This is a genomic window from Shewanella putrefaciens, assembly GCF_016406305.1.
Taxonomy (GTDB): Bacteria; Pseudomonadota; Gammaproteobacteria; order Enterobacterales; family Shewanellaceae; genus Shewanella; species Shewanella putrefaciens_C.
Window position 1 is genome coordinate 4,135,900 of the sequence record NZ_CP066369.1, and the last position, 23,422, is coordinate 4,159,321.

The window sequence follows — 23,422 nt, forward strand, 5'->3', positions numbered from 1 at the left end:
ATGGCCTCCAACTTCGCCGCGCGCGCCAATCAAGCGCTAATACAATCATCCCCTAAATGGCGCCTCGCCATTTGGTTACTATTGATGCTCTCTGCCAGTCTGTGGACGTTGCAACTCTGGCAAAATGGCGCACGAGTACAAAGCGATATCCTCGCTATGCTGCCGCATTTACAGCAAGACAAACTCACCGAGCGCGCCCTTAACCAAGTTGAAGCGACCCTCGCCGACCAAGTCTATATTGCGCTCGTCGCCAAGGATGAAACCACGGCAATCGCTGCGGCTAAGCTGTTGATGCAAAAGCTTGAAGCTGACCTTGTTGCTACTGGAAAAAATGCTGCACTCACAGAGATTCGCAGCGCCGATATGCAGCTCGGTGAAGCGCTAGGACAATTCTATTTCCCCCACAGATTTAAATTACTGACAGCGCCGCAAGCCGAAGCGTTAGCCAGCCAAAATATTGAAAGTCTGATTGAAGCGGCCACCGCACAGCTTTACAACGCCTTTAGTTACGCCAATAGCAACTTGCTTGCCCAAGATCCTCTGCTGTTATTCCCCGCCAATTTACTCGCCCTCGCGCCGAGTTCAAAAGTCAGGGTCAGCCAAGGCATTCTGCTGGTGAATCAAGGCGATAATGTCGCCGCGGTTGTTATGGCAAAGGGGCGAGAAAGCGCCTTTAATCCCAATGCGCAATTAGCGCAGATGACGGCATTAACCCTAGGGTTGGATGCGGTTAAACAAAGCTATCCCGATATTAATGTGCTTAAGGCTGGCGCCCTGTTTCACGCGATTGCGGCGACCCAAACGGCTAAGAGTGAAATCTCGATCCTCGGTCTTGCATCCTTACTTGGGGTCATAGCCCTAGTCTGGCTGGCGTTTCGTTCTGTGATGCCGCTACTGTTGGCAATCGTTACCATTTCCAGCGGGCTCTTGCTGGCAGTGACTTTTACCTTAAGCGTGTTTGGCGAGCTGCATTTACTCACCTTAGTGTTTGGTACTAGCTTGATTGGCATTGCCATCGACTACAGCTTTCATTTTTACTGCGAGCGCTTAAGCGATAGCGAACGGAGCGCAAAGGCGACGGTCGCGTATATCTTCCCCACAGTGACACTTGCCTTTATCACCAGTGCCTTAGCTTATGTGGGCATAGGTTTAGCGCCGTTTCCGGGAATGCAGCAAGTGGCGATCTTCTGCGCCGCGGGACTGCTCGGGGCCTATCTTACCCTCATTCTCGCCTACCCACTGCTCGCGGGGAGTCGTTTGCCATCGGGCTCCCGCCCATTAGCATTCGCGGGGACTTACCTTGCTAATCTCACTCAGTTATCCAACAGATTGACCACGCCTTTAGGCATGGGCATGTTTGCTTTAGTGATAGTGGTGTGGTGTCTGGTTGGCGTTACCAAGTTAACCGTCGATGACGATATTCGCCATTTGCAGCAAAGCCCCGCGAGCGTGACTGAACCTGAAAATAAGCTCAGGCAGCTACTCAGCGGCGGCACAGATAATCAATTCTTACTGGTACGCGCCGCGAGTGAAGAAGCACTGCTGCAACAGCTTGAGCGAGTGTCGCCACTGCTCGATGCCGCTATTGCTAATCAAGAGTTAGGCAACTACGTCAGCCTCAGCCGGTATCTGCCCAGCCAACAAAAACAAGACACGGCTTATCGCTTACAGGGTGATATCTATCAAACTCAGATAGATACTGTGCTCACAAGCCTTGGGTTGGATGAGAACTTAAAGCCAGAGTTGCAAGCAAGCTACTTAGCGGCTAAAGACCAATATATCGCCCCAGCAGATTTCTTTAAGCTAGAGGCAGGCAAGCAACTCGCACTGCTGTGGCTAGCACCGAACGACAAGGCCACCGACTATGACGCGCTAAATGATGGCGGCGCGCTAAATGATGATGGGGCGAGCGCGGATCATGGCGCAGCTCATGGAGCAATCGTCCTGCTTGGCGGCATTCAGCAGATCGACGCGCTCAAGGCGCGCTTTGCCAATGTTCAAAGCGTACAACTTATCGATAAAGTCGCGGATATCTCCGCCGTGATGGGCCATTACCGACTGTTAACTCTAAAGCTGTTAGCACTCGCACTCGCTATCGCACTCTTGTTGTTTAGCCTGAATTTTGGCATTAAAAAAGCCGCGGTTGTGGTGGCCGTTCCAGCCCTTGCGGCCTTGCTGACGCTGGCAACCTTAGGTTTAACAGGCTCGCCGCTGAGTCTGTTCCACGCACTCGCACTCATTTTAGTGTTCGGGATTGGCATAGATTACAGCTTGTTTTTTGCCTCTGCCCAAAACCACGGCAAGGCGGTGATGATGGCGGTGTTTATGTCCGCCTGCTCGACCCTATTGGCCTTTGGTTTACTCGCCTTTAGCCAGACCCAAGCGATCCATTACTTTGGCTTAACCCTGTCGCTGGGTATAGGTTTTACCTTCTTACTTTCGCCACTGATTTTAACGACTAAAAAGTCCTGATAACGACAAGGAACGTACTTTACATGCCTACACCCGCTCACGATTTATCGGCTATGCCAAATTCACTTGCCGTCGATGTGGCTATTATCGGCGCAGGACCTTCGGGCGCCATCGCCGCCAGCCTGCTACACCAACAAAGTAAGCGCGTGCTGGTGTTAGAAAAACAACATTTCCCCCGTTTCTCCATCGGTGAAAGTTTACTGCCCTGTTGCATGCAGTTTATCGAAGAAGCGGGCATGTTAGAGGCACTCAATGCCGCTGGATTCCAGCATAAAAATGGCGCCGCCTTTCGTCGCAATGGCACTTACACTACCTTCGACTTTACCGATAAATTTACCCCAGGGCCGGGCACCACATTCCAAGTGCAGCGCGCCAGTTTTGATAAACTGTTAGCCGATACCGCCCAAAGCCAAGGGGTCGACATCCGCTACGGCGAAACCGTCGAGGCGATAGATTTAACCGAGAACCCATACTTAATGGTGCGCAATGAACAGGGCGAGCTTTATCAAATCAGCGCCCAATATGTGCTCGATGCCAGTGGTTTTGGCCGCGTGTTACCGCGCTTGCTCCACTTAGAAACGCCGTCTTGCCTGCCCCCGCGCAGCGCTATTTTCACCCATGTGGAAGACAACATCAGCGATCCAAGCTTCGATAGAAATAAGATTTTAATCAGCGTCCACCCTGAGCATAAAGACATTTGGTATTGGCTCATTCCCTTTAGCAATGGTCGCTGTTCGCTCGGCGTAGTGGCAGAGCCGCAATTACTAGCGCGTTTACAAGGTTCCCTTGAGCAACAATTGATGAGCATAGTCAACGAAGAACCAGGGCTAAAAGCCCTACTGGCAAACGCGAAAGTGGTACAGGAATGCGCCACGCTCAAAGGCTATTCCGCCAATGTGTCACGGCTTGCGACCGACAAGTTCGCGCTATTGGGTAATGCCGGCGAGTTCCTCGATCCGGTATTTTCCTCAGGCGTCACTATCGCCATGCAATCGGCGTCTATGGCGGCAAAATGTGTGACTAAACAACTCAATGGCGAAGCAGTTGACTGGCAAGCCGATTACTCAGCGCCGTTAATGCAAGGGGTCAATACCTTCCGCACCTATGTGCAAGCTTGGTATGATGGCCGTTTTCAGGATGTGATCTTCTATGAAGCACCGAACGAGCGTATCAAGCAAATGATTTGCTCGATTCTGGCGGGTTACGCTTGGGATCTTAATAATCCCTTCGTTAAAGACTCGGAGCGCCGCCTGAACATGATAGTCGAACTGTGCCAACAACAGGCGCCAATCCCAGAGTTCGACGAGGAATAACCCTATGTCGCTAAACATTAACGCAAAATGGCGAGTCATCCCCGCCTTGCTGATCGCAAGCCTTGGGTTGACAGGCTGTAGCGAACTGCTACTTAGGCAGACCTGTGTCGCGCTCGCTAAGGACACGCGTTATTGTTTGGCGCCACTGCCCCATAACTTTGCCCCCGCAACCGATAAGACTCTGACTAAGCCGACGGCGAAACCCGCCGACATTAGCAGCCCGCAAACCGAAAGCAAAACGGGCGTATCCTCACCCCAATCCTTTAGCCAAAAAGTCAGCATTAAGGTGGGTGATGAGTCCCACGAACTGCTCACCCAATTGGAGTTAGAGGGTGAGCGCATGACGCTCGTTGGCTTAGCACCACTCGGACAGGCGCTGTTTACCTTAGTTTATGATGGTAATACACTCAGCAGTGAGCAAAGCGTACTGCTGGGGGACAGTTTTAAAGCCGAGTATTTAATGGCGATGATGCAACTCATCTATTGGCCCGAGCAAAGCATTCGTGCCCATTTGGAAGGTGGCCATTTAGTCATAGGCCTTTGCAAAACGGTTGCAGAAACACTGAACAACGCCCAAGGGAGTAGCATCCCCTGTCGCCAGATTTATAGCCAAGATCCCTTAGAAAGTAACAGTACCGAGCAAGCACAGGTTTTACAGATAAATTACCGACAGGGCACGGGCGATATGCTCTGGCAAGCCCATATCAATTTGACCATGCCACAGGCAAAGTTTGAACTAGAAATACAACCCATTTAATCACTTAATAGATTTAGCCGCTGGATAAACGACACACAATGAAGAACAGAGTCGCCATTACACAGATTGGATTGTGTACCCCGCTAGGGCAAGATCCCCAGCAGGTTTTAGACCGCCTGATCGCGGGAGACACTAGCGCGTTGCAGCGCAGTGACACTCTCCTTTTCGAGCGCCCAACCTTAGTGGCGCCAGTGACGGCAGCGCTACCGGCGATCCCTGAAAAACTTATCCAGTTTGACTGCCGTAACAACCAGTTACTGCTGTGCGCCGCCCTGCAAATTGCCGCCAGGGTTGAACAAGCTAAACGGGATTTTGGCCATGCCCGCATTGGCGTAGTGCTCGGCACTAGCACCTCGGGGATTTCTAAAGGCGAAGCGGCACTTGCGTATCGAAATGAACACGGCCACTTTCCGGCGGATTACCACTATTTCCAGCAGGAACTTGGCAGCACCAGCGACTTTTTACGCCAATATTTTGAGCTCGACGGTCCTTGCTACACGATTTCAACCGCCTGCTCTTCAAGCGCCAAAGTGTTTGCCAGCGCCAAACGCCTATTACAGGCTAACCTCTGCGATATGGTGATTGTCGGCGGTGTCGACAGTTTGTGCCAACTCACAGTCAATGGTTTTCACGCCTTAGAATCCGTCTCAAAAGGCCACTGCAATCCCTTTAGCATCAACCGTGACGGCATCAATATCGGCGAAGGCGCGGCGCTTTTCGTGCTGACGTTGGGCGAGTCCGAGGTGATGCTGGCGGGTATTGGCGAGTCGAGCGATGCCCACCATATTTCGGCGCCACACCCCGAAGGCGCAGGTGCCATAGCCGCCATGCACGCGGCGTTGCAGGATGCAAATATTACAGCAAAAGACATTGGTTACATTAACTTGCACGGTACCGCCACGCCTAAGAATGATGCGATGGAAAGCCGCGCTGTGGTTGAAGTGTTTGGCGTTAACACGCCGCCCTGTAGCTCGACCAAACCCTTAGTCGGCCACACCTTAGGCGCCGCTGGCGCGATTGAAGCCGCCTTCTGCTATTTATTACTGTCAGCACATAATCACGACCAAGCCCTGCCGCCCCATCAATGGGACGGCCAAGTCGACCCACTGGATCCGTCCATTGCCTTGGTCGAACGCCATCAAGTTGCCGCTAAGGGCGCGCTTAATTATGTGATGAGCAATTCCTTCGCCTTTGGCGGCAGCAATGCCAGCCTGATTTTTTGCCGTAACGAGGCCTAAAATGATGCCCTTTATACAATGCAATAAACCCTTTGCCGAACAGGATATTGCCGATTTTATTCCCCATAGGGCACCGATGATTTTGCTCGATAAAATCATTGGCTATCGACGCGATAACCTAGAGACCGAAGTCACTATCACGGCCAATAGCCCTTATTTCGATGATAAACATCGAGCCGTGCCAAACTATGTGGGTATCGAATATATGGCCCAAAGCATTGCCGCCCTCGCTGGGGTTGAGGCAAAGCTTCGCAATGATAAAATCCGCGTGGGTTTTCTACTGGGCTCGCGCAAATTAACCTTGCATGCCAAGCAATATGAGCTCGGGCGCACCTATCGCACCCAAGTCAGCCGTCTCTATCAAGAGGAGTCGGGATTAGCGGTATTCGATTGTCAGATTTTTCTGTTGCCCGAAGCTGGAAGCGATCAAGAAAAAATCTTAGTGGCCGAGGCCAATGTGAATGTGTTCCAACCCCAAGACACCCAAGCCTACTTTGTGGGAAATCAAGACGCGGCCAATAGAAGCCTTGGGCACTGACACTAAAGTAAATCAGCCTGTAGATAAAAAGCGTTAAAGCGCCTTCACAAGCTATCTTTTTACCATAAAGACATGCAACCCCATACCGACGCATAACGATAAAATGGGGTGGAGAAAACAGATGAATAACAGAGTATTAGTTACAGGTTCGAGCCGCGGCATTGGTAAAGCCATCGCCCTAAAACTCGCCGCTGCGGGCTTCGATATCGCCCTGCATTACCACAGTAACCAAACGGCGGCCGATGAGACTGCCGCGCAAATCCACGCACTTGGCGTGAATGTGAGCCTACTGAAATTTGATGTTGCCGACCGCGCAATCGTCAGAGCCGCCATTGAAGCCGATATCGAGGCCAATGGTGCCTATTACGGCGTGATCCTCAATGCGGGCATCAACCGCGATACTGCCTTTCCCGCCATGACAGAAAGCGAGTGGGACAGCGTGATCCACACTAACTTGGACGGCTTTTATAATGTTATCCACCCCTGCGTGATGCCTATGGTACAAGGCCGCAAGGGCGGGCGTATCATTACCTTAGCTTCGGTTTCTGGGATTGCGGGCAACCGTGGCCAAGTGAATTACAGCGCCTCCAAAGCGGGGATTATCGGCGCGACTAAGGCGCTGTCATTAGAGCTGGCAAAACGCAAAATTACCGTCAACTGTATCGCCCCCGGCTTGATTGAAACCGACATGGTGGCTGATATTCCTAAGGATATGGTGGAACAATTAGTGCCGATGCGCCGCATGGGTAAACCCAGTGAGATCGCCGCCTTAGCCGCATTTTTAATGTCTGACGATGCCGCCTATATCACTCGCCAAGTGATATCGGTCAATGGAGGCATGATCTAAATGAGCGAGTCGACAAATCAAACCCGCTTAGGGAAACGAGTGGTCATCACTGGCATAGGTGGCATTACCGCCCTAGGCCATGATTGGCCAACCATTGCGGCAAGCCTTAAGGCGCAGAAAAACTGCGTCGTCACTATGGGTGAATGGGATAAATACGATGGTCTCAATACCCGTTTAGCCGCGCCCATTACCGACTTTGACGTGCCAAGCCATTATTCGCGCAAGAAAATTCGCTCCATGGGTCGGGTGTCTATTATGGCGACCCGCGCCAGTGAACTTGCTTTAATTGATGCGGGGTTACTGGACGACCCTATCGTGTCCTCGGGTGAAATGGGGATCGCCTATGGCTCCTCCACGGGCAGCACAGATCCTATTGCCGCCTTTGGCGAGATGCTGAAAACCGGCGATATGTCGGGCGTTACCGCCACAAGTTATATCCGTATGATGGCGCACACCACAGCGGTGAATGTCGGGGTGTTTTTCGGCTTAAAGGGCCGGATTCATACCACCAGCAGCGCCTGTACCTCTGGCAGCCAAGGCATAGGTTACGCCTATGAAGCGATCAAATACGGTCAGCAAACCTTAATGTTGGCGGGTGGCGGCGAAGAACTCTGCCCCACAGAGGCAGTCGTGTTCGATACCCTGTTTGCCACCAGCACTAAAAACTCCACACCCGAACTCACGCCGCGCCCCTTCGATGCGAGCCGTGATGGCTTAGTCATCGGCGAAGGCGCTTGTACACTGGTGCTCGAAGAGCTCGAACACGCCAAGGCGCGGGGCGCAAAAATTTATGCCGAACTAATCGGTTTTGGCACTAATTCCGATGGCCTGCATGTCACCCAACCGAACGCCCAAACCATGGAAATCGCTATCAGATTAGCGCTTAAGGATGCGCAGCTTGAGCCTAGCGCCATAGGTTATGTGAATGCCCACGGCACAGCAACGGATCGCGGTGATATTGCCGAAAGTCACGCGACCCACGCGGTATTTGGCTCTGGTATGCCGATTTCATCCCTTAAAAGCTACACGGGCCACACCTTAGGCGCCTGCGGTGCGTTAGAGGCTTGGGTGAGTATTGAGATGATGAATGCAGGCTGGTTTGCGCCGACGCTCAACCTTGAGAATATCGACCCAGAATGCGCCGATTTGGACTATATCCGCAGCGATTTGCGCCCAATCGATACAGATTATGTGATGAGTAATAATTTCGCCTTTGGCGGCATTAATACCTCACTGATTTTTAAACGCTGGAAAGATTAACAGCAGATACAACCCTATAAGGACATACCCATGAAACCACTATTTGCAGGTATTTTGCTTAGCATAGGCCTTTTCTGTTCACCTACATTTGCCCAAGATTACACAGTTGAAATCTATCAAGAAATTTTCAAGGGTGATAATCAATCCCAGCAAAAACAAGCCATTGAATCACTGATCCTCGCAGGCCTATCCGACCCTGTTATTTACGACACGCTCGAAGCAAAACTCATAGAATCACTGCCCTTAGCGACAGAAAATAATGCTATCGATTACAGCGCTTGGTTAGTCAAAGGATTAGGTTATTCAGGTAACGAAAAATACAGTGGGACAATGAATAATATTGTTCAGGGTAACTATCACAAAAAGCTCAAAAAATACGCTAATCAAGCCTTAGAAAACCTAGATAAATACCGCAAATGGAACGCCATATTAGGGGATAAGAGCCAATATGCCGCAGACCAAAGTCCACGAAACAATGCCTTTGCCAATGCCCTTCGCTGTGATGATTTAGAGCTTATGCGTGTCGCCGCCAAAAGAATCATGGATGATCGCAACTATGATGACTTTATCCTCACCACTCTCAGTAATGAATTGAAAACGCCGCGCTTACTGGCCGATGACAAGCTCGCCATCGATACCTATGCCAATATGGCGAAAGCGCTAGCTGCTTCTGGCAACCCGCAATATCGGGAAGTCATTGAAAATATTGCAACCACAAGTTCTAACAAAAAACTGCAAAAATACGCGGCTAGCTACCTGAAGAAATTCTATTAAACCTGCCCGTTTTACGCTTAATCGAGCAAATCATGGCCGAGCTTATCCCCGGCCATTTTTATATCCGTTTGGATCACTTTTTAAATTAAAAGAAAATTTACGGTTGGCCTTAGCGTTTGCTGATATTCGCCTATACAGGCTTGCCATGGCATTCACTCACGACACTGTGAATAGTTTCTAAGTTTATGAACGAGAGCTAAGAAAGGCGAAGAGGCAGTTAAACATAGATATTGTTCATAGTGAGGCCAACCATGGTACTGGTTCGACGACACGCAGCCAGTCCATCCTTGGATGCTCGACCGCCCCGTCCATGGGGCGGACGGTCGTCTCGCCAATCACCACGGTTTGCCTTTCGAGTACTTGTGTCATCTGTAGGTTTAAAAGGCTAGTGCAATTTGCCATGAATGGTGATTTGTTAAATTGGCTTCTCATTTGCGTTGAACTTAAATCGCACGATTTAATCGTTTTGTGCGTTTCGCACAATGCACTATACTGCCACGGTATTTCCAAATAAGAGGGCTTAATCGTGCAAACATTAACAGCCAATGACGCCAAACGAAATTTCGGTGAGTTACTGCTAAACGCTCAACGCGAACCCATCAAGATCAGCAAAAACAGTAAAGATGCGGTTGTGGTCATGTCTATCCACGACTTCGAACAGCTTGAGGCGATGAAAGCGGATTACCTTAAACACTGCTTCAACGCTGCTAAAGAAGACTTAGCGAAAGCTAATGTCGTTGATGGCGAAGATTTTCTTAACGCCCTGTAGCAACTTACATGAAAAATAAACGCTATAAACTGAGTAAGTTAGCTCAGCCACAACTACTCCAAAATCATCTGAAATAGCCATTCAAGCATTATTAGTTCAATCTTTATGCAGAGTTCATTTCAAGGACTGGTATTAAGGGCTATAAAACCTTCAGCGATTGAGATTAAGCACTATCATTATAGTGACACGCCATGAACTCGTCCTTGAGGGCTCGACGGCGGCATCCATGCCGCCAACGGTCACTTCCATGATAGTGCTTAATTCCGTTAGCTAAATCGTATTCTGCGAGCCTGAACATATAATCAATGCTGCCAAGAGTACAATACCTAAACCAAGCTAGCCATCTCAGCAGATATATCTTAGACGTAAACAAAATTACGCAAATATGCGACAGTCCTGTCTTTTGATCACATAACAACACTGAAATCTTGTTTTGAGAGCCTTAGAATTTCTTATCATTTTACCGCTTTCGATTTTCTCAGTTGTTTAAAAATACAATTTACGTCCCGCTTATGACTGTATAAGTACAGGTATAATAGAAAAGTGACAACCCTCGGGGAAAACGAGCCAAAGGAGTATCGTTTTTTATTTTCAAAAAAAATTAAGAAACTGAAAATATTAGTCTTTTCATGTTTTCTGATTTACATACCGCGCCAAAATACTTTTTGGTATATAAAGTCTCGCTTTTTCTGCATGGAAAAAGATTGGAAACTCACCGTAATGGATGCTAACTTACTGGCACATTTGAATTATTTACTCTTATTTCTCAAACTTCGAGTCCATTATGGTTTGGGTTTCATTAGAAGTGCGGGTAATACACTGTTAGTTTCTGAAACGGAGTATCAGTGAAGAAAGAAGACGGAATCTCAAAGTACAAGCTGAATAAGATTGCTACGGAGTCTTTGAGAAATACTATACGTCTTCATTTTGACTCTGTGTTGCTCTATGAAAACGGTGTAGTGGCATAGTGAATTTGGCCACCTAATAAGAAATGTTATGATCTCACTCATAACCCATTTAGGTGACAACATGAATAAAAGTAAACGTGCACGATATAGCGCTGCCATTAAGCTAGAAACCGCTCAATTAGTCATTGATCAAGGTTACACACAAGAAGCGGCGGCGAAAGCCATGAACGTGGGTAAATCGACGGTCAGTAAGTGGGTAACACAGCTTCAAATCGAGCGCCAAGGGCTTGCGCCTAAAGCCTCACCCATGACACCTGAGCAGATTGAAATCAGGGCACTTAAACGTGAAATTGAGCGCATAAATCTCGAGAAAGAAATCTTAAAAAAGGCTACTGCTCTATTGATGTCGGACTCGCTGAACAATTCTCGATAATCGAGAAACTCAATCAGAGCAACAAATACCCTATTTCAGTGTTATGCCACGTATTCAACGTGAACCGGAGCAGTTACCGTTATTGGATGAGCCGTGAGCTTTGTGTAACACCTGAACAGCGGCTTTTAGAATGTGAAATCAAAGCGATACATGCTGAAAGCAAACAGTCTGCGGGTGCGCGAAGTATCGCCACAATTGCCTCTGAACGTGGCTTTGCATTAAGTCGTTATCGGGCAACGCGGTTAATGAAAAAGCTCGGATTAGTGAGTTGCCAACAACCCAAACACCGTTATAAAAAGGCTGAAAATGAGCATGTGACTATCCCTAATGCACTCAAACGGCAATTTGCAGTTGTCGAACCTAACACCGTTTGGTGTGGCGATGTGACGTATATTTGGGCGGGTAATCGTTGGTGCTATTTAGCGGTTGTACTGGATTTATTTTCGAGAAAGGCCATTGGTTGGGCAATGTCATTTTCACCGGATACAGAGTTAACGGTAAAAGCGTTAGAAATGGCATTTGAATCAAGAGGAAAGCCTAAAAACCTGATATTCCACTCAGACCAAGGCTGCCATTATACCAGCCTGAAATACCGTCAACGGTTGTGGAAATATCAAATCACCCAAAGCATGAGCCGTCGCGGTAACTGCTGGGATAATGCGCCAATGGAGCGATTTTTCAGGAGTTTAAAAACGGAATGGATCCCGACACAAGGCTATAAGAGTTTTAGCGAAGCTAAACAAGATGTGACCGATTACATCATTGGTTATTACTGTGAAGTCAGGCCACATCATTACAATGCAGGATTGAGCCCAAATGAATCAGAGCGACGATTTTGGGAAGATTCTAAAGCTGTGGCCAAATTTAGTTGACCACTACACTCTGGTGTTGAAATGATTCCTGACGATTATAAGCCGCTGATGGTTAGGAATTGGCCCGAACAGCACTACTCAAATGGTGTTACTAAGAATGATGCTACTTCTAGGAGATTTAAACGCGTAGTTAGAATATTAAAAACCCTATCTAATGAAATGTCCGCCAATGGAATTCAATCTGCGAAAGAAGCCCCCAGTTTTCTGGTTGAGTGCTTGGTTTTTAACGCTTCAAATTCCTGCTTTAACCATTCAACTTATAAACAAATGGTTCGTGCTGTTTTAGCTGAACTTTTTAATAACACCATTACCGATGAAAAATGTTCCGAATGGGGTGAAGTCAGTGAACTTAAATATCTATTCAGAAGTTCACAACCCTGGACTCGACAAGGTGCACATCAGTTTTTGAGTGATGCTTGGGATTACATAGGGTACGAATAATGCTAACGAGACTTCATATATCGTCATTCATTGGCCTAACTATAGCAGTTTGGCTGTTAGCTCTTTGGGTACAAGGGATGCCTGTGCTAAGTGCCGATTTTGTAAAACCATTTGGTACTGTTGTAGGTGTCATAACTCTCTTTGTTACCGTGTTTAATAAATACTTGTGGTCTTGGAAGATATTTAAAGGATGGTACGTTAAGCGACCAGATTTAAGAGGAACATGGAAGGTCGAATTGAAAAGTAGCTGGATTAATCCTAAAACTGGTGAAGGCATTGATCCAATTTATGGATACGCTGTTATTCGGCAATCTCTTACAAACCTAAGTCTAAGGCTAATGACTAAAGAGTCCCGATCAGTTCTTGTTGCACACAGTATCGAGCAACAAGAAGATGACGATTTATTCAAGCTAGTGGGAGTTTATAGAAACGAGCCTAAAATCGAACTCCAAGGTGTTAGGAGCGAAATTCACCACGGTTCATTTGCGCTCGAAGTTCATGGTTCTCCAGTGGAAGAGCTTGAGGGGCACTATTGGACCGATAGGGCTACGAAAGGCGGAATGAAATTATTCGGTAAAGCCAGTAAGTTGTATGCAACATATGAACAAGCTGAACGTGAACTGGGCAACTAACAAGGCGCTGCTGTCGGACAATTTTCCGCTGCGCTCCAAATTTGCCGCAGAGCGCGGCGTTATGTTTAAGGAGCTTCGATGTTTTATAGAATTAAAACATTATTGATTAAGTCAATCCCTTACATTATCGGGGTGCTAATTGGTGTTTTTTTGTGGTCGTTATTTGAGCTGTTTTTCGATTCACTAAAGAATGCTGATGTAAAAATTGTAGTAGCAGTAGTTTCAATTTTCGGAACGATAACAACGGGAATCATCGTTGCGATAATCAACCACTCCCGAATAAAAGAGCGGGAACTTGTTATACAAGAGAAAATTAGTGAACGAGAGCTGGAAGTTCAGCAAAAAATACGGGAAAGAGAAATAGATGAGTCACATAGACAAAAAAAGGTAGAAATATATAATGGCTTTATCCAATTAATTTCATCATTTATGCAGGGCGGGAATTCTGAGAATAATAAGAAACCTCCGAATAAACAAAAAGTATTGGATGAAGCTGAAAAATTTACAAATGGAATATTACTGTGGGGAGGTCCTGAGGTGATTGCTGCGTATCTCAATTACCGTAGAGAGGCCGAACATGGAACCGAGAGAATGTTTAGATCTATTGATCGGTTACTTAGAGCTTTGAGAAGTGATATTGGTCTAAGTAATAGTGGCTTAGATAACTATGAAACTATCCAAGTCTATTTGAAAGATCCTAATGAAATTAGTGAGTTAGTATAAACATAATCGGGTAGCCGGAGGTATCTAGCCTCCAGCCCCCACACCACCCTGCATGCGGCTCCGCACACGACTAAATGGATTTAGGAGGTAGGGCGAAGCAGGATGCCAGAGCCGAGGGCGGTTCATTTAGAACGCCTAACTCACTTTCTGGTTAGCTTCTTGTTTCGAGAGTGAACTGCAATCCATCCATATCTCAGTGAATACAATCCTGCTTTCTTAACTCTTACTTCAAGCTTTGCATCACTCAGTGCTTGCTGTATTGCTGGTCAAAGATTTTAACAAGAGTCGAGCTCCGCCATGAGCCTTCACTTGTGATCCCACAAGCAACGGCAAAATAAGATCGGACATAACTTTTACTCCTTAACAATTGACCAACCACGCTATAGCCTAAGGAATACACCACCCCCTCGGAGTTGCCGCAGGGCGAATAGACAAATTGCGTGAGTCTCGCCATGGATGGCGAGCTAGCTTTCGCAGGTGCAGGGGCGAATGAAAATCGATGATTTTCGCACTTATGAGCGAGAGGCAAGGATTGCCGAACTGGGGTGCTTTACATGAATGTAAAGCGCATCCTTCGGAAGCGATAGCAAATTTGGCAATGAGCACAAGGGGCTTTCAACTCCGTTAGGGGCGTCTTGGAGCATCCAAGGGCGAAGGCCAGCGGCCGCTTTGAGCGCGAGATAGGGATATCGAGCTGGCAGTTTAACATGGACGTTTTTGATAGGACGAGCAGTCCTCCTTGGTCGACTCTTGATTAAAAATCAGGGGGTGAAGCCCCACGACTTTGACTTTGATTCTGCGTTTAGCTTTAGCTAAAGCTAAAAACGCTTGGCCTAGCATTTGCTTATCCACTGCGGCGCATTAGCAAACAGATGACAAAGCGATGACGCCATTATGGATAAGCCACAATAATAGGGAGCACCCGATCTGCCATGAAATCCACCATAAGACTCACCATGAAAGCCACGATGAAAATCACCTTAGATGACCTTAAAGGGCCAGAGATTGCGGCTTTACTGCAGGAACACCTCGACGATATGCGGGCAACCTCTCCGCCTGAAAGCGTTCACGCATTAGATCTTGATGGCCTGCGTCAGCCCAATATTCGCTTTTGGACGCTATGGGATGGCAATAATCTCGCGGGCTGCGGTGCACTAAAATGGTTAGATGCCGAGCACGCGGAGATCAAATCCATGCGCACCGCCGCGCCCTATAAACAGCAAGGCATAGCGTCTAAAATATTGCAGCACTTGATCAACGATGCCAAAAGTGCTGGTGTCAAACGCCTGAGTCTAGAGACAGATTCGATGGCCTTCTTCAATCCTGCCCGCCTGCTCTACAGCAAATTTGGCTTTGAAATCTGTGGCCCCTTTGCCGATTATCGACTCGATCCCAATAGTGTGTTTATGACGAAGAAAATCTAAAACACATGCGCCTTAGTCTTTGAAATTAATCTCTAAGGCGCTGTGCTGCAGTTAAGTATTCGCTCGCTTCACCACGGCTGCAGCTCTAAGTCCACTCCACCAGTGGATAATAAACCCAAGTAACAATCCCCAAAATGCGCTGCCGATGCCAAGCACACTAAAACCCGATGCCGTGACCAAGAAGGTGATTACCGCGACTTCGCGATCTTCCGTTTTAGCCAATGCAGCGGTCAGACTATTGGCAATAGTGCCGAGCAAGGCTAATCCGGCGATGGCTAGGACTAATTCCTTCGGGAAAGCGGAAAATAGGCCAACCACAGTGGCACCGAGTAACCCAGTGATAAAGTAAAATACCCCGCCCCACACCGCCGCCCAGTAACGAGTCGCGGGATTCGGATCAGCTTCTTTACCCATACAAATCGCCGCTGTAATGGCGGATAAGTTAAAGGCAAAACCGCCAAAGGGCGCCAGAATGACCCCGATTAGCCCTGTGCTGGTGATCAAAGGTGAAATGGGCGGCCTGTAACCATTACCATGCAACGCGGCGACGCCCGGCATATTTTGCGAGGCCATAGTCACCACAAACAGCGGCAGCGCCACGCCAATCACACTCGCCAGCGAAAACTCAGGTGTCGTCCACACTGGCATCGCCAGTTGCAACTGAACAGCATCTAGCTTGAGCAAATCTAATTGAAAACTCATGCCTATGCCCACCAACAAGGTCAGCAAGATAATGTAACGCGGCGCAAAAGGCTTAAGGACAACAAACACTAACAGCATGATTAATATCAGGCTCAGCTGGGTTTGCATCGCCTGAAATAGCCCGAGCCCAAATTGCAGCAGAATCCCCGCCAACATGGCTGAAGCGACCGACTGCGGCATGATACGAATCAGCTTATCCATCCAGCCCGCCACGCCGCAAAGGGTGATTAACATCGAACTCACCAGAAACGCGCCTATGGCTTGGTTGACGCTCAACCCCGCAAGGCTTGTCACCATTAGCGCTGCGCCCGGTGTAGACCAAGCCGTTAGAATAGGATTCTTGTAGTAAAGCGATAACCCTATGCTGGTCACGCCCATGCCCACACCTAAAGCCCACAGCCAGGAACTGATCTGTGCCGGTGTCGCCCCCACAGCCTGTGCCGCTTGAAAGATGATCACCGCCGAGCTGCTATAACCCACTAATACCGCAATAAAACCCGCTGATATTTTTGATAAACTCCCTGCCTCTCGCCACATATCCACTCCCTTTATTTGCAATTGCTGTCGCCACCGCTTTGTGCGCTATAACCTATAAAATGAACAAGACAGCCTTTGTGCGCTATAACGCACGAGATGGACAAGATAGCACCTGTGCGTTATAACGTACATACTAAATTTTCATAAAAATGATGGGGCCATTGTGCAGACGATAAACAGCTATCTCGCCACCACGCTCAAAGCAATTCGCAACCAAAAGGGATGGAGTTTAGATAAAGCCGCCCAAGAGACGGGCGTCAGCAAGGCCATGATAGGGCAAATCGAGCGCGGTGAATCAAGCCCAACCATTGCGACGCTGTGGAAAATTGCCAGTGGATTCAATATCTCGCTGTCGACCTTTCTCGAACCCACGCCCCAGAGCCAAGGCGCAGTATTCCGTAAGCCCGACGAGTTACGCCAACAACCCGCCACCGACGGCATGCTAGTCGCCTCACTCTTTCCCTTTGAAGATCGCTTCGGTTTTGAGATGTTTGAACTCACCCTGCTGCCAAACTATGAGCGGCTTTCTGAGCCCCATGAAGCGGGTGTGACTGAGCATGTGATTGTCTTGAGCGGCACTATGGAAGTGTTAGTCGATGGGCAGTGGCAAACGCTCAAGCAAGGTGAAGCGGTACGATTTGCGGCCGACAAACCCCATGGCTATCGAAATCTCAACGACCAAGCCGTGGTCTTCCACGACTTAATTCACTACCAACGAGCGAATGTGTCTAGCCTCTAACGGCTTTTCTAGCGCCTGCAATACCAAAAACCAAAGCATTCACTGCCGATAATCTGCAGCACTTGCACTCACCAATCCATTAGAATAAACTTATTGAAATTTTTCTAATGGCAGGGGCTAGGCTATGTTTCAATCTTTACTGGCAAAATTATCCGGCAGTCACTCGGGCGAGAAATGCTGGCAATTGATTGAGCAAGGTGCGCAGGTGATAGATGTGCGTTCACCGGAGGAATTTGCCTCGGGGCATCTTCCCCAAGCCATTAATGTACCGCTGCCAACGCTCGACCAATGGTTGCACCAAGTCGAAAATAAACAGCATCCCTTTGTGCTCTACTGCGGCGCAGGTATTCGCGCCCAAAAGGGTTGCGATATCCTCAAGGCCAATGGCTTTGAATGCGTTATCAATGGCGGCTCGCTAAACGATCTTGTTTGCTGCCAGCCAACCCGATAGCGAGCAACTCCGCTAACAAGCATAAAAAAATGCCAGCATCTTAGCTGGCATTTTTGTTGAACGCTTTAAATATTAAGCCGTTAATAAATCGATGCTTTCTTTCGCTTCGCGCATGCCCTTTTGATTGGCCTCTGGCCCCATATTCAATGCTTCAGCGTAAATCACTTCAACTTCGGTAATACCAATAAAGGCCAAGAAAGTTTTTAAATAAGGCACTATATGGTCCGTTGGGCTGTTTTTATGGGCGCCGCCACGGGTAGTAATCAATACCACACGCTTACCTTCTACTAATCCCTTTGGACCATTTTCGGTATAGGTGAAAGTCACGCCGGCACGGGCCACAAAGTCGATCCAGTTTTTAAGTTGGGTCGGAATGTTGAAGTTATACATAGGCGCGGTGATCACAATAGTGTCGTTCGCTTTTAGCTCTTCCACTAAGGCGTTAGAAAGATCGAGCATCTCTTGCTGGCGTGGAGTTAAATCGGCACCGCCACGCAAACCAGAAGCAATTTCACCATCAACCATAGGCAGCACATCTTTACCGCCTAAGTCGCGGACTGTGATGGCCGCACCTTGGTTTTCCCATTGGCTAACTAAGTGGTCAACTAATAAGGCAGATTGTGAATAACCGCCAAGAATACTGGATTTTAACACTAAGACTTTAGACATAATCTGCTCCGACAATAATTAATGACTGAGAGTCAGATGAATGTTCTCGACTCTATGGCACTAGTTTATTAGCCCATAAAAAAGAAAAAAAGCGGATAAAATTTGAGATTACATTCGATTTTTTAGAAATGTTTTACATTTTCGGGGTGCTAACGTAGAGGCCCTCAAAGACAGCACAGAGTTTGGCCTCGCAAAATAGTTGAACCTCAAGCCTCACTTTCACCCTTCTCCCCCGCTGTAATGGGCTCAAATCGGTATCGGGCCAGCGCACTTTAACCTCGGGTGACTGGGTCACGGGTGCCATATAACGGATATGAGCATCCGCTAATACTATGTCACCCTCAACACTGAGCATTTGCTGTTGCAGCCACACCATGCCCCAGCCCGTCAGTGTCATTAGGGTATAAATACTGCCGGCGAACATGGTTTGATGCAGGTTAATATTAGGCGCTATAGGTGCCGTGGTAGAAAACTCGCCCGCGGAAAAATTGAGCGGCCTTATCTGCATAAACTCGCTGACCGGAATAGTGCTGTGCCATGTTTGGCACAATTTAGTCAGTAATTCATCCATATATTCTTCCATTACAGCCACTTCCCCATTCAATATGCTTTGCCCATAGATTAAGAGGATTAAATATTAGTCTTAACTTACAGCATCTTAACTCAAATTATACCTGCAGGTTAAAGGTCACTGGGCCATCATTGACTAGCTCAACTTGCATATCGGCACCAAACTGCCCTGTTTCGGTTACCACGCCCTTGGCACGACAAAAGGCGACAAACTCTTCATACAAGCCTAAGGCTTGTTCTGGTGTGCCAGCGCCGGAGAAGCTCGGCCTAAGGCCACGCCCCGTATCCGCGGCTAAAGTAAATTGTGATACCACGAGTAAGGAACCTCCCGCTTGCGCTAAATTGAGGTTCATCTTGCCATTTTCATCACTAAACACGCGATAGCTCATCACCTTAGTCGCCAGTTTTTCCATTTTCTCCCGGGTATCTTCACGTTCGACACCAAGAAGGACTAATAAGCCTTTATCGATTGCGCCTATGGTTTGGTTATCGACAACCACGCTGGCGCGGCTCACTCTTTGAATTAGGGCGATCACTGGGTTTCCTTTTAGATTAAGACTTATCAGGCTGAATGAGTGGAATGGGGCGAATATATTGATCTATACCTTCGGGGAGAGACATAGCAATTTGTGTTAGACCCGAGTTAGTCCACAGCATAAAGCGGCGCAGCTCCTCGATCTCAACACTGTCGGCGAAGGTGACTACGCCCTGGACTTGGATAACAGCGCCCTGCTCGAGCAAAATAAATTTAGCAAAATTAAGCTTGGCGTTAAGCTCGCCTATTATTGCGGGTAATTCTTGGCTGGCCTGTAATTGTGGGTGCACCGCATAGAAACGGTTCATTAAAATACGGTCTATCCCCGCGGCATTCATGCTCGGCTCCAGCATAAACTGGTTATCACCGAATTGGACAGCTACCTTATCCGATGCCACCTTGGTCGCCAAATAATTTGCATTGAGTAACGTATAATACAAGGCATCTGCGGCCAAATCGTTGCTCAGTCCCGCCAAGCGTACAACCTTAGGCGCCACTGGCGCATGCTCTTCAAGCTGTTTAGTTTCAATGGGTTGAGTCTGCACTGCCGATGCCGAAGGCGCGGCACTGCAGGCACTTAACCCCAAAACACCTATGATGATAAATAATGATTTCATGCTAACTCCTGTCGGTTTATCCACGACCACATGGCCTGGATTTCGAGTGTGACGGCGAGGGATAAAATCTCACTATTGAGCGAATGTCCTCCCTCGACAATAGTGCGAATTTCGATGTTATGCTCTCCCACCTCGGCCAAAAACTCATTTAAGAGCATAGCGGGACACACCGCATCCTGCGTACCTTGTAATAGCAGAGTACGCGCAGTGACCTTAGATGTCACCCGTTGCAACATACTGAGCGTATTGAAGTAATTATTTATCGCATAGTGTAACTCAATTTTCGCGAGTGCTAATAACTCAGGGGATAAGCGTTGGGGCAATACACTCTTTACGCCTGCGAGCGTCAGTTCCCAGTGGATCCAACGGCGTGCAAACTGATGGCGCACCGCTTTATCGGCGGCAGTAAACCCCTGTCGATAGTGCTCAAAAATAGGCTGTTCCAACGAGGCGTTATCACAAAAATCCCGATAGGCCTGGGGGTGTAAACGGGCGGCACCAGAACCACCGTAGAGCCAGTCAATCCCTGCCGTCGATGGGATAAAAAGCGCCCATAGCACCTGTGCGATAACCCTTTGAGGAAACAAGCCGCTGTAAATGAGGGCGAGTGTGGCACCAAATGAGCCACCGACTAAACACCAACGTTCAATATTGAGGGCCATTCGAATCGTTTCTATATCACGGATAAGCCCATTGAGGTGGTTATGCTGTAGTTCGCCCGCAGGCAAAGATTGCCCTGCACCACGTTGATCTAACGATAAAATCCAATAGTGTTCGCCATTAAATAAAGCGAGTTCGCTGGCATCGACTCCCGCACCTGGACCACCGTGTAGATATAGCAAGGGGATCCCATTGGGATCCCCGTATTGTGCTAAATGCAGCCGTTGGCCATCGCCTACATCAAACCAATCACGGTGAATAAAAGGCGGAAAAGCGTGGGAGTGATGGGTCATAGCCTAGTCTGTACCGCTGAGATCATTCCGGTTTTACGCCGGTATTGTCGCTAATTTGCTGTTTATTCAGTGTAGTAGAGTCTGTTTCATTAACCTGCTCCGCGCCAGCTAAAGGTTGGCCATCCAAGTTTGTCTCCTTCGCATCCGAACTCGATTCATAATCCAGATATTCGGGCATAGCCGCGGTAATTTCAGCGCCGAGTAACACTATCATCCACGATAAATACACCCATACAAACACGATAGGAATCGTGGCCAAGGCGCCATAAATGGCCTCATAGCTTGGAAATTGAGTCACATACAAGGCAAAGGCTTTTTTACCTAATTCAAATAGCAACGCCGCCACGACCGCCCCTAAGAGTGCGTGCAAAAACTTCACCTTCTGATTAGGCACCACCATATATAACAGCAGAAAAGCCGCCACGGAAAACAGCAGAGGGAGACGCTCAATAAAAATGGGCACCATCCCCGACAGGGCCTCATCTTCAAAGACCTTTAAGGATACGACGTAGGACGTCGCCACCAAACTGGCGCCCACCAATACCGGGCCTAAGGTGATCACCATCCAATACATGGAGAATGCGACTACCACGGAGCGCTTCTCTTTGGTGCGCCAGATATTATTGAGGGACTTATCAATCGCAGAAATCAGCATAATCGCCACAACCACAAGCGCCGCAATACCAACTGCCGTGCCCTTCGATGCATTGCCAACAAATTCATTGATATAGACTTGTACTGTATCGCCGGCGGCGGGCAAAAAGTTTTCGTATACAAACCCTTCTATCTGGCCACGAATACCCTCAAATACCGGAAATGCCGATAACATAGACATAGTCACCGCGACCAGAGGCACGAGTGACAATAGCGTGACATAGGCTAAGTGTCCGGCACGGATATTGATTTGATCCTCGACTAATCTTTGTCTTAAATGCAGCAGGAAGTGCCAGATCCCGAGGAATAGGACGCGAATTTGTGCCAGTTCTATCTTCTTAGTCACGGGTTTCTCTTGATTCTGTTGGTATAGACTCGTTATCTTCGTACAATAAACACTTAATTTACAAGTCTAAGGAGTGAATTGATGTCGCAACAAGGATCCGCTGGCAATGTTATCGCCGCTATCGCCAGTCTATTTTTTCCAGGATTAGGCCAACTGCTGCAGGGCAGAATCATGGCAGCACTGCTATTTTTTGTGATTACCGTGGTCGGTTATGCCCTCTGGTGGTTGATTGTTCCCGCCGTAATAGGGGCGATTTTTCATCTGTGGAGCATTATCGATGCGGCGCGGTTTAAAGCCGATTAATATCATTTCACTCAGCAACGGAACCCCAAATGAAAAGATTGCTCACCTCTAGCCTAATTGCCGTAAGCCTTTTACTCACGGGCTGTCAAACGGCCTATTACGGCGCCATGGAAAAAGTCGGTTACCATAAACGCGACATTATGGTCGACAGAGTCAAGGACGCTAAAGAATCCCAAGAGGACGCCCAAGAAGAGTTCAGCTCGGCCCTCGAAGAGATGCAAGCGCTACTCAACCACGATGGTGGCAGCCTCGAAAAGGCCTACAATAAGGCCAAAGATGAGTATGAATCGGCCCAAAGCGCCGCCGATAATGTCAGCAACCGCATTAACAAAGTGGAAGATGTCGCCGAAGCCTTATTTGACGAATGGCAGGCCGAAATCGGCGAGATCAGCAAAGCTAACCTGCGTAGGAATAGCGAAACTAAATTGAAGGAAACCCGCCGAGCCTACCAGCAACTGATAAAAAGCATGCGCCGCGCCGAATCAAAAATGCCGCCAATCCTCACCGCCATGAAAGACAATATGCTGTATTTAAAGCATAACTTGAACGCCCAAGCCATTGGCGCGATCAAAGGCGAATTTGCGAGTCTACAGACGGATATCTCGGGCCTTATCCAAGAGATGAATAAATCGATTAGTGAGTCGAATAAGTTTATCGAAGCCCTAGAGAACTCAAAGGGTTAATCCTGTTTAGTCGACTCACAAAAGCTGTTAATTTGGCCGTTCAAATCTGAATTAACAGCTTAGCCCTAATACTTAACGCCCATTTAATCAGGCTGTTAATAAGCCGCGATGGTGGTTTTGCGGTTTATTCCTCCTCCCTGCATTCTCTGTTTCTTTTGTGCAAGGCTAAGATATTTGGCTTTGTGAGCTAAGGCGCGCTTTGGTTTCTCAATCGTATAAATCTTGGATCTACCGCACAAATTCACTTTAGGCTCAAAAACTT

Annotated in this window: 25 protein-coding genes; 18 read left to right on the forward strand and 7 right to left on the reverse strand. The window is 48.0% G+C overall.

Going from position 1 to position 23,422, the window contains the following annotated elements; translation table 11 throughout:
• From JFT56_RS17925 to JFT56_RS17990, 14 genes are all read left to right on the forward strand, one after another.
• Positions 1 to 2,472, forward strand: a complete 2,472-nt coding sequence (locus JFT56_RS17925; protein WP_198781333.1) for an MMPL family transporter — start codon at positions 1 to 3, stop codon at positions 2,470 to 2,472.
• 23 nt (positions 2,473 to 2,495) lie between these two features.
• Positions 2,496 to 3,785 (forward strand): NAD(P)/FAD-dependent oxidoreductase, encoded by a 1,290-nt coding sequence (locus tag JFT56_RS17930; protein ID WP_198781334.1) that lies wholly within the window; start codon positions 2,496 to 2,498, stop codon positions 3,783 to 3,785.
• Positions 3,786 to 3,789: 4 nt separating this feature from the next.
• Complete coding sequence (locus JFT56_RS17935) at positions 3,790 to 4,542, forward strand: DUF3261 domain-containing protein (RefSeq protein WP_198781335.1); 753 nt, start codon at positions 3,790 to 3,792, stop codon at positions 4,540 to 4,542.
• Positions 4,543 to 4,580: 38 nt separating this feature from the next.
• Positions 4,581 to 5,780: a beta-ketoacyl-[acyl-carrier-protein] synthase family protein gene (locus JFT56_RS17940; protein WP_198781336.1), complete on the forward strand. Its 1,200-nt coding sequence runs from the start codon at positions 4,581 to 4,583 to the stop codon at positions 5,778 to 5,780.
• 1 nt (position 5,781) lies between these two features.
• Entirely contained in the window at positions 5,782 to 6,318 is a 537-nt protein-coding gene (locus JFT56_RS17945; RefSeq protein ID WP_420136005.1) for a hotdog family protein, read from the forward strand.
• A gap of 121 nt (positions 6,319 to 6,439) precedes the next feature.
• Positions 6,440 to 7,165, forward strand: coding sequence for a 3-ketoacyl-ACP reductase FabG2 (locus tag JFT56_RS17950; protein ID WP_198781337.1), 726 nt, complete (start codon positions 6,440 to 6,442; stop codon positions 7,163 to 7,165).
• On the forward strand, positions 7,166 to 8,425 hold the full coding sequence (locus JFT56_RS17955; protein ID WP_198781338.1) for a beta-ketoacyl-ACP synthase: 1,260 nt from the start codon (positions 7,166 to 7,168) through the stop codon (positions 8,423 to 8,425). It abuts the gene before it with no gap.
• 30 nt (positions 8,426 to 8,455) lie between these two features.
• Positions 8,456 to 9,199 carry a hypothetical protein gene (locus tag JFT56_RS17960; RefSeq protein ID WP_198781339.1) on the forward strand — a complete coding sequence of 248 codons (744 nt, stop codon included), beginning with the start codon at positions 8,456 to 8,458 and terminating at the stop codon, positions 9,197 to 9,199.
• A 526-nt stretch (positions 9,200 to 9,725) separates the two neighbouring features.
• Positions 9,726 to 9,968 carry a type II toxin-antitoxin system Phd/YefM family antitoxin gene (locus tag JFT56_RS17965; protein WP_107949614.1) on the forward strand — a complete coding sequence of 81 codons (243 nt, stop codon included), beginning with the start codon at positions 9,726 to 9,728 and terminating at the stop codon, positions 9,966 to 9,968.
• 1,029 nt (positions 9,969 to 10,997) lie between these two features.
• Positions 10,998 to 12,181 (forward strand): IS3 family transposase gene (locus JFT56_RS17970; RefSeq protein ID WP_198780377.1). Its coding sequence is split into 2 segments (ribosomal slippage): positions 10,998 to 11,253 and positions 11,253 to 12,181, totalling 1,185 coding nucleotides; the frame shifts between segments, so codons are not numbered across the junction.
• Positions 12,182 to 12,202: 21 nt separating this feature from the next.
• Positions 12,203 to 12,622: a hypothetical protein gene (locus JFT56_RS17975; protein ID WP_233095540.1), complete on the forward strand. Its 420-nt coding sequence runs from the start codon at positions 12,203 to 12,205 to the stop codon at positions 12,620 to 12,622.
• A gap of 77 nt (positions 12,623 to 12,699) precedes the next feature.
• Entirely contained in the window at positions 12,700 to 13,254 is a 555-nt protein-coding gene (locus JFT56_RS17980; protein ID WP_233095616.1) for a hypothetical protein, read from the forward strand.
• 78 nt (positions 13,255 to 13,332) lie between these two features.
• On the forward strand, positions 13,333 to 13,977 hold the full coding sequence (locus tag JFT56_RS17985) for a hypothetical protein (protein WP_198781341.1): 645 nt from the start codon (positions 13,333 to 13,335) through the stop codon (positions 13,975 to 13,977).
• A 932-nt stretch (positions 13,978 to 14,909) separates the two neighbouring features.
• Entirely contained in the window at positions 14,910 to 15,401 is a 492-nt protein-coding gene (locus JFT56_RS17990; protein ID WP_198781342.1) for a GNAT family N-acetyltransferase, read from the forward strand.
• 51 nt (positions 15,402 to 15,452) lie between these two features.
• Here the strand turns inward: JFT56_RS17990 and JFT56_RS17995 are convergent, their stop codons facing one another.
• The gene (locus tag JFT56_RS17995) at positions 15,453 to 16,640 is read right to left on the reverse strand and encodes a benzoate/H(+) symporter BenE family transporter (RefSeq protein WP_198781343.1); all 1,188 of its coding nucleotides are present in this window, start codon (positions 16,638 to 16,640) and stop codon (positions 15,453 to 15,455) included.
• A gap of 163 nt (positions 16,641 to 16,803) precedes the next feature.
• Between JFT56_RS17995 and JFT56_RS18000 the strand changes: the two genes are divergently transcribed.
• A complete protein-coding gene (locus tag JFT56_RS18000; RefSeq protein ID WP_198781344.1) occupies positions 16,804 to 17,379 on the forward strand; it encodes a helix-turn-helix domain-containing protein in 576 nt (191 codons plus the stop codon).
• 124 nt (positions 17,380 to 17,503) lie between these two features.
• On the forward strand, positions 17,504 to 17,830 hold the full coding sequence (locus tag JFT56_RS18005) for a rhodanese-like domain-containing protein (RefSeq protein WP_198781345.1): 327 nt from the start codon (positions 17,504 to 17,506) through the stop codon (positions 17,828 to 17,830).
• A 72-nt stretch (positions 17,831 to 17,902) separates the two neighbouring features.
• Here the strand turns inward: JFT56_RS18005 and azoR are convergent, their stop codons facing one another.
• The 6 genes from azoR to JFT56_RS18035 all read right to left on the reverse strand — a co-directional run bounded on the left by azoR (position 17,903) and on the right by JFT56_RS18035 (position 22,174).
• Complete coding sequence (azoR, locus tag JFT56_RS18010; RefSeq protein ID WP_198781346.1) at positions 17,903 to 18,499, reverse strand: FMN-dependent NADH-azoreductase; 597 nt, start codon at positions 18,497 to 18,499, stop codon at positions 17,903 to 17,905.
• Positions 18,500 to 18,632: 133 nt separating this feature from the next.
• On the reverse strand, positions 18,633 to 19,070 hold the full coding sequence (locus tag JFT56_RS18015; protein WP_420136032.1) for a thioesterase domain-containing protein: 438 nt from the start codon (positions 19,068 to 19,070) through the stop codon (positions 18,633 to 18,635).
• Positions 19,071 to 19,167: 97 nt separating this feature from the next.
• Complete coding sequence (gene dtd, locus JFT56_RS18020; protein ID WP_198781348.1) at positions 19,168 to 19,605, reverse strand: D-aminoacyl-tRNA deacylase; 438 nt, start codon at positions 19,603 to 19,605, stop codon at positions 19,168 to 19,170.
• Positions 19,606 to 19,621: 16 nt separating this feature from the next.
• Positions 19,622 to 20,221 carry a hypothetical protein gene (locus JFT56_RS18025; protein ID WP_198781349.1) on the reverse strand — a complete coding sequence of 200 codons (600 nt, stop codon included), beginning with the start codon at positions 20,219 to 20,221 and terminating at the stop codon, positions 19,622 to 19,624.
• Positions 20,218 to 21,174 carry an alpha/beta fold hydrolase gene (locus JFT56_RS18030; protein WP_198781350.1) on the reverse strand — a complete coding sequence of 319 codons (957 nt, stop codon included), beginning with the start codon at positions 21,172 to 21,174 and terminating at the stop codon, positions 20,218 to 20,220. Before JFT56_RS18030 ends, JFT56_RS18025 begins: the two co-directional genes overlap by 4 nt.
• Before the next feature lie 22 nt (positions 21,175 to 21,196).
• Positions 21,197 to 22,174 carry a virulence factor BrkB family protein gene (locus JFT56_RS18035; protein ID WP_233095541.1) on the reverse strand — a complete coding sequence of 326 codons (978 nt, stop codon included), beginning with the start codon at positions 22,172 to 22,174 and terminating at the stop codon, positions 21,197 to 21,199.
• An 81-nt stretch (positions 22,175 to 22,255) separates the two neighbouring features.
• Between JFT56_RS18035 and JFT56_RS18040 the strand changes: the two genes are divergently transcribed.
• Both JFT56_RS18040 and JFT56_RS18045 read left to right on the forward strand, forming a co-directional pair.
• Positions 22,256 to 22,477 (forward strand): hypothetical protein, encoded by a 222-nt coding sequence (locus JFT56_RS18040; protein WP_198781351.1) that lies wholly within the window; start codon positions 22,256 to 22,258, stop codon positions 22,475 to 22,477.
• A 29-nt stretch (positions 22,478 to 22,506) separates the two neighbouring features.
• On the forward strand, positions 22,507 to 23,160 hold the full coding sequence (locus JFT56_RS18045; RefSeq protein ID WP_198781352.1) for a DUF2959 domain-containing protein: 654 nt from the start codon (positions 22,507 to 22,509) through the stop codon (positions 23,158 to 23,160).
• The last annotated feature ends 262 nt before the right edge of the window (positions 23,161 to 23,422 follow it).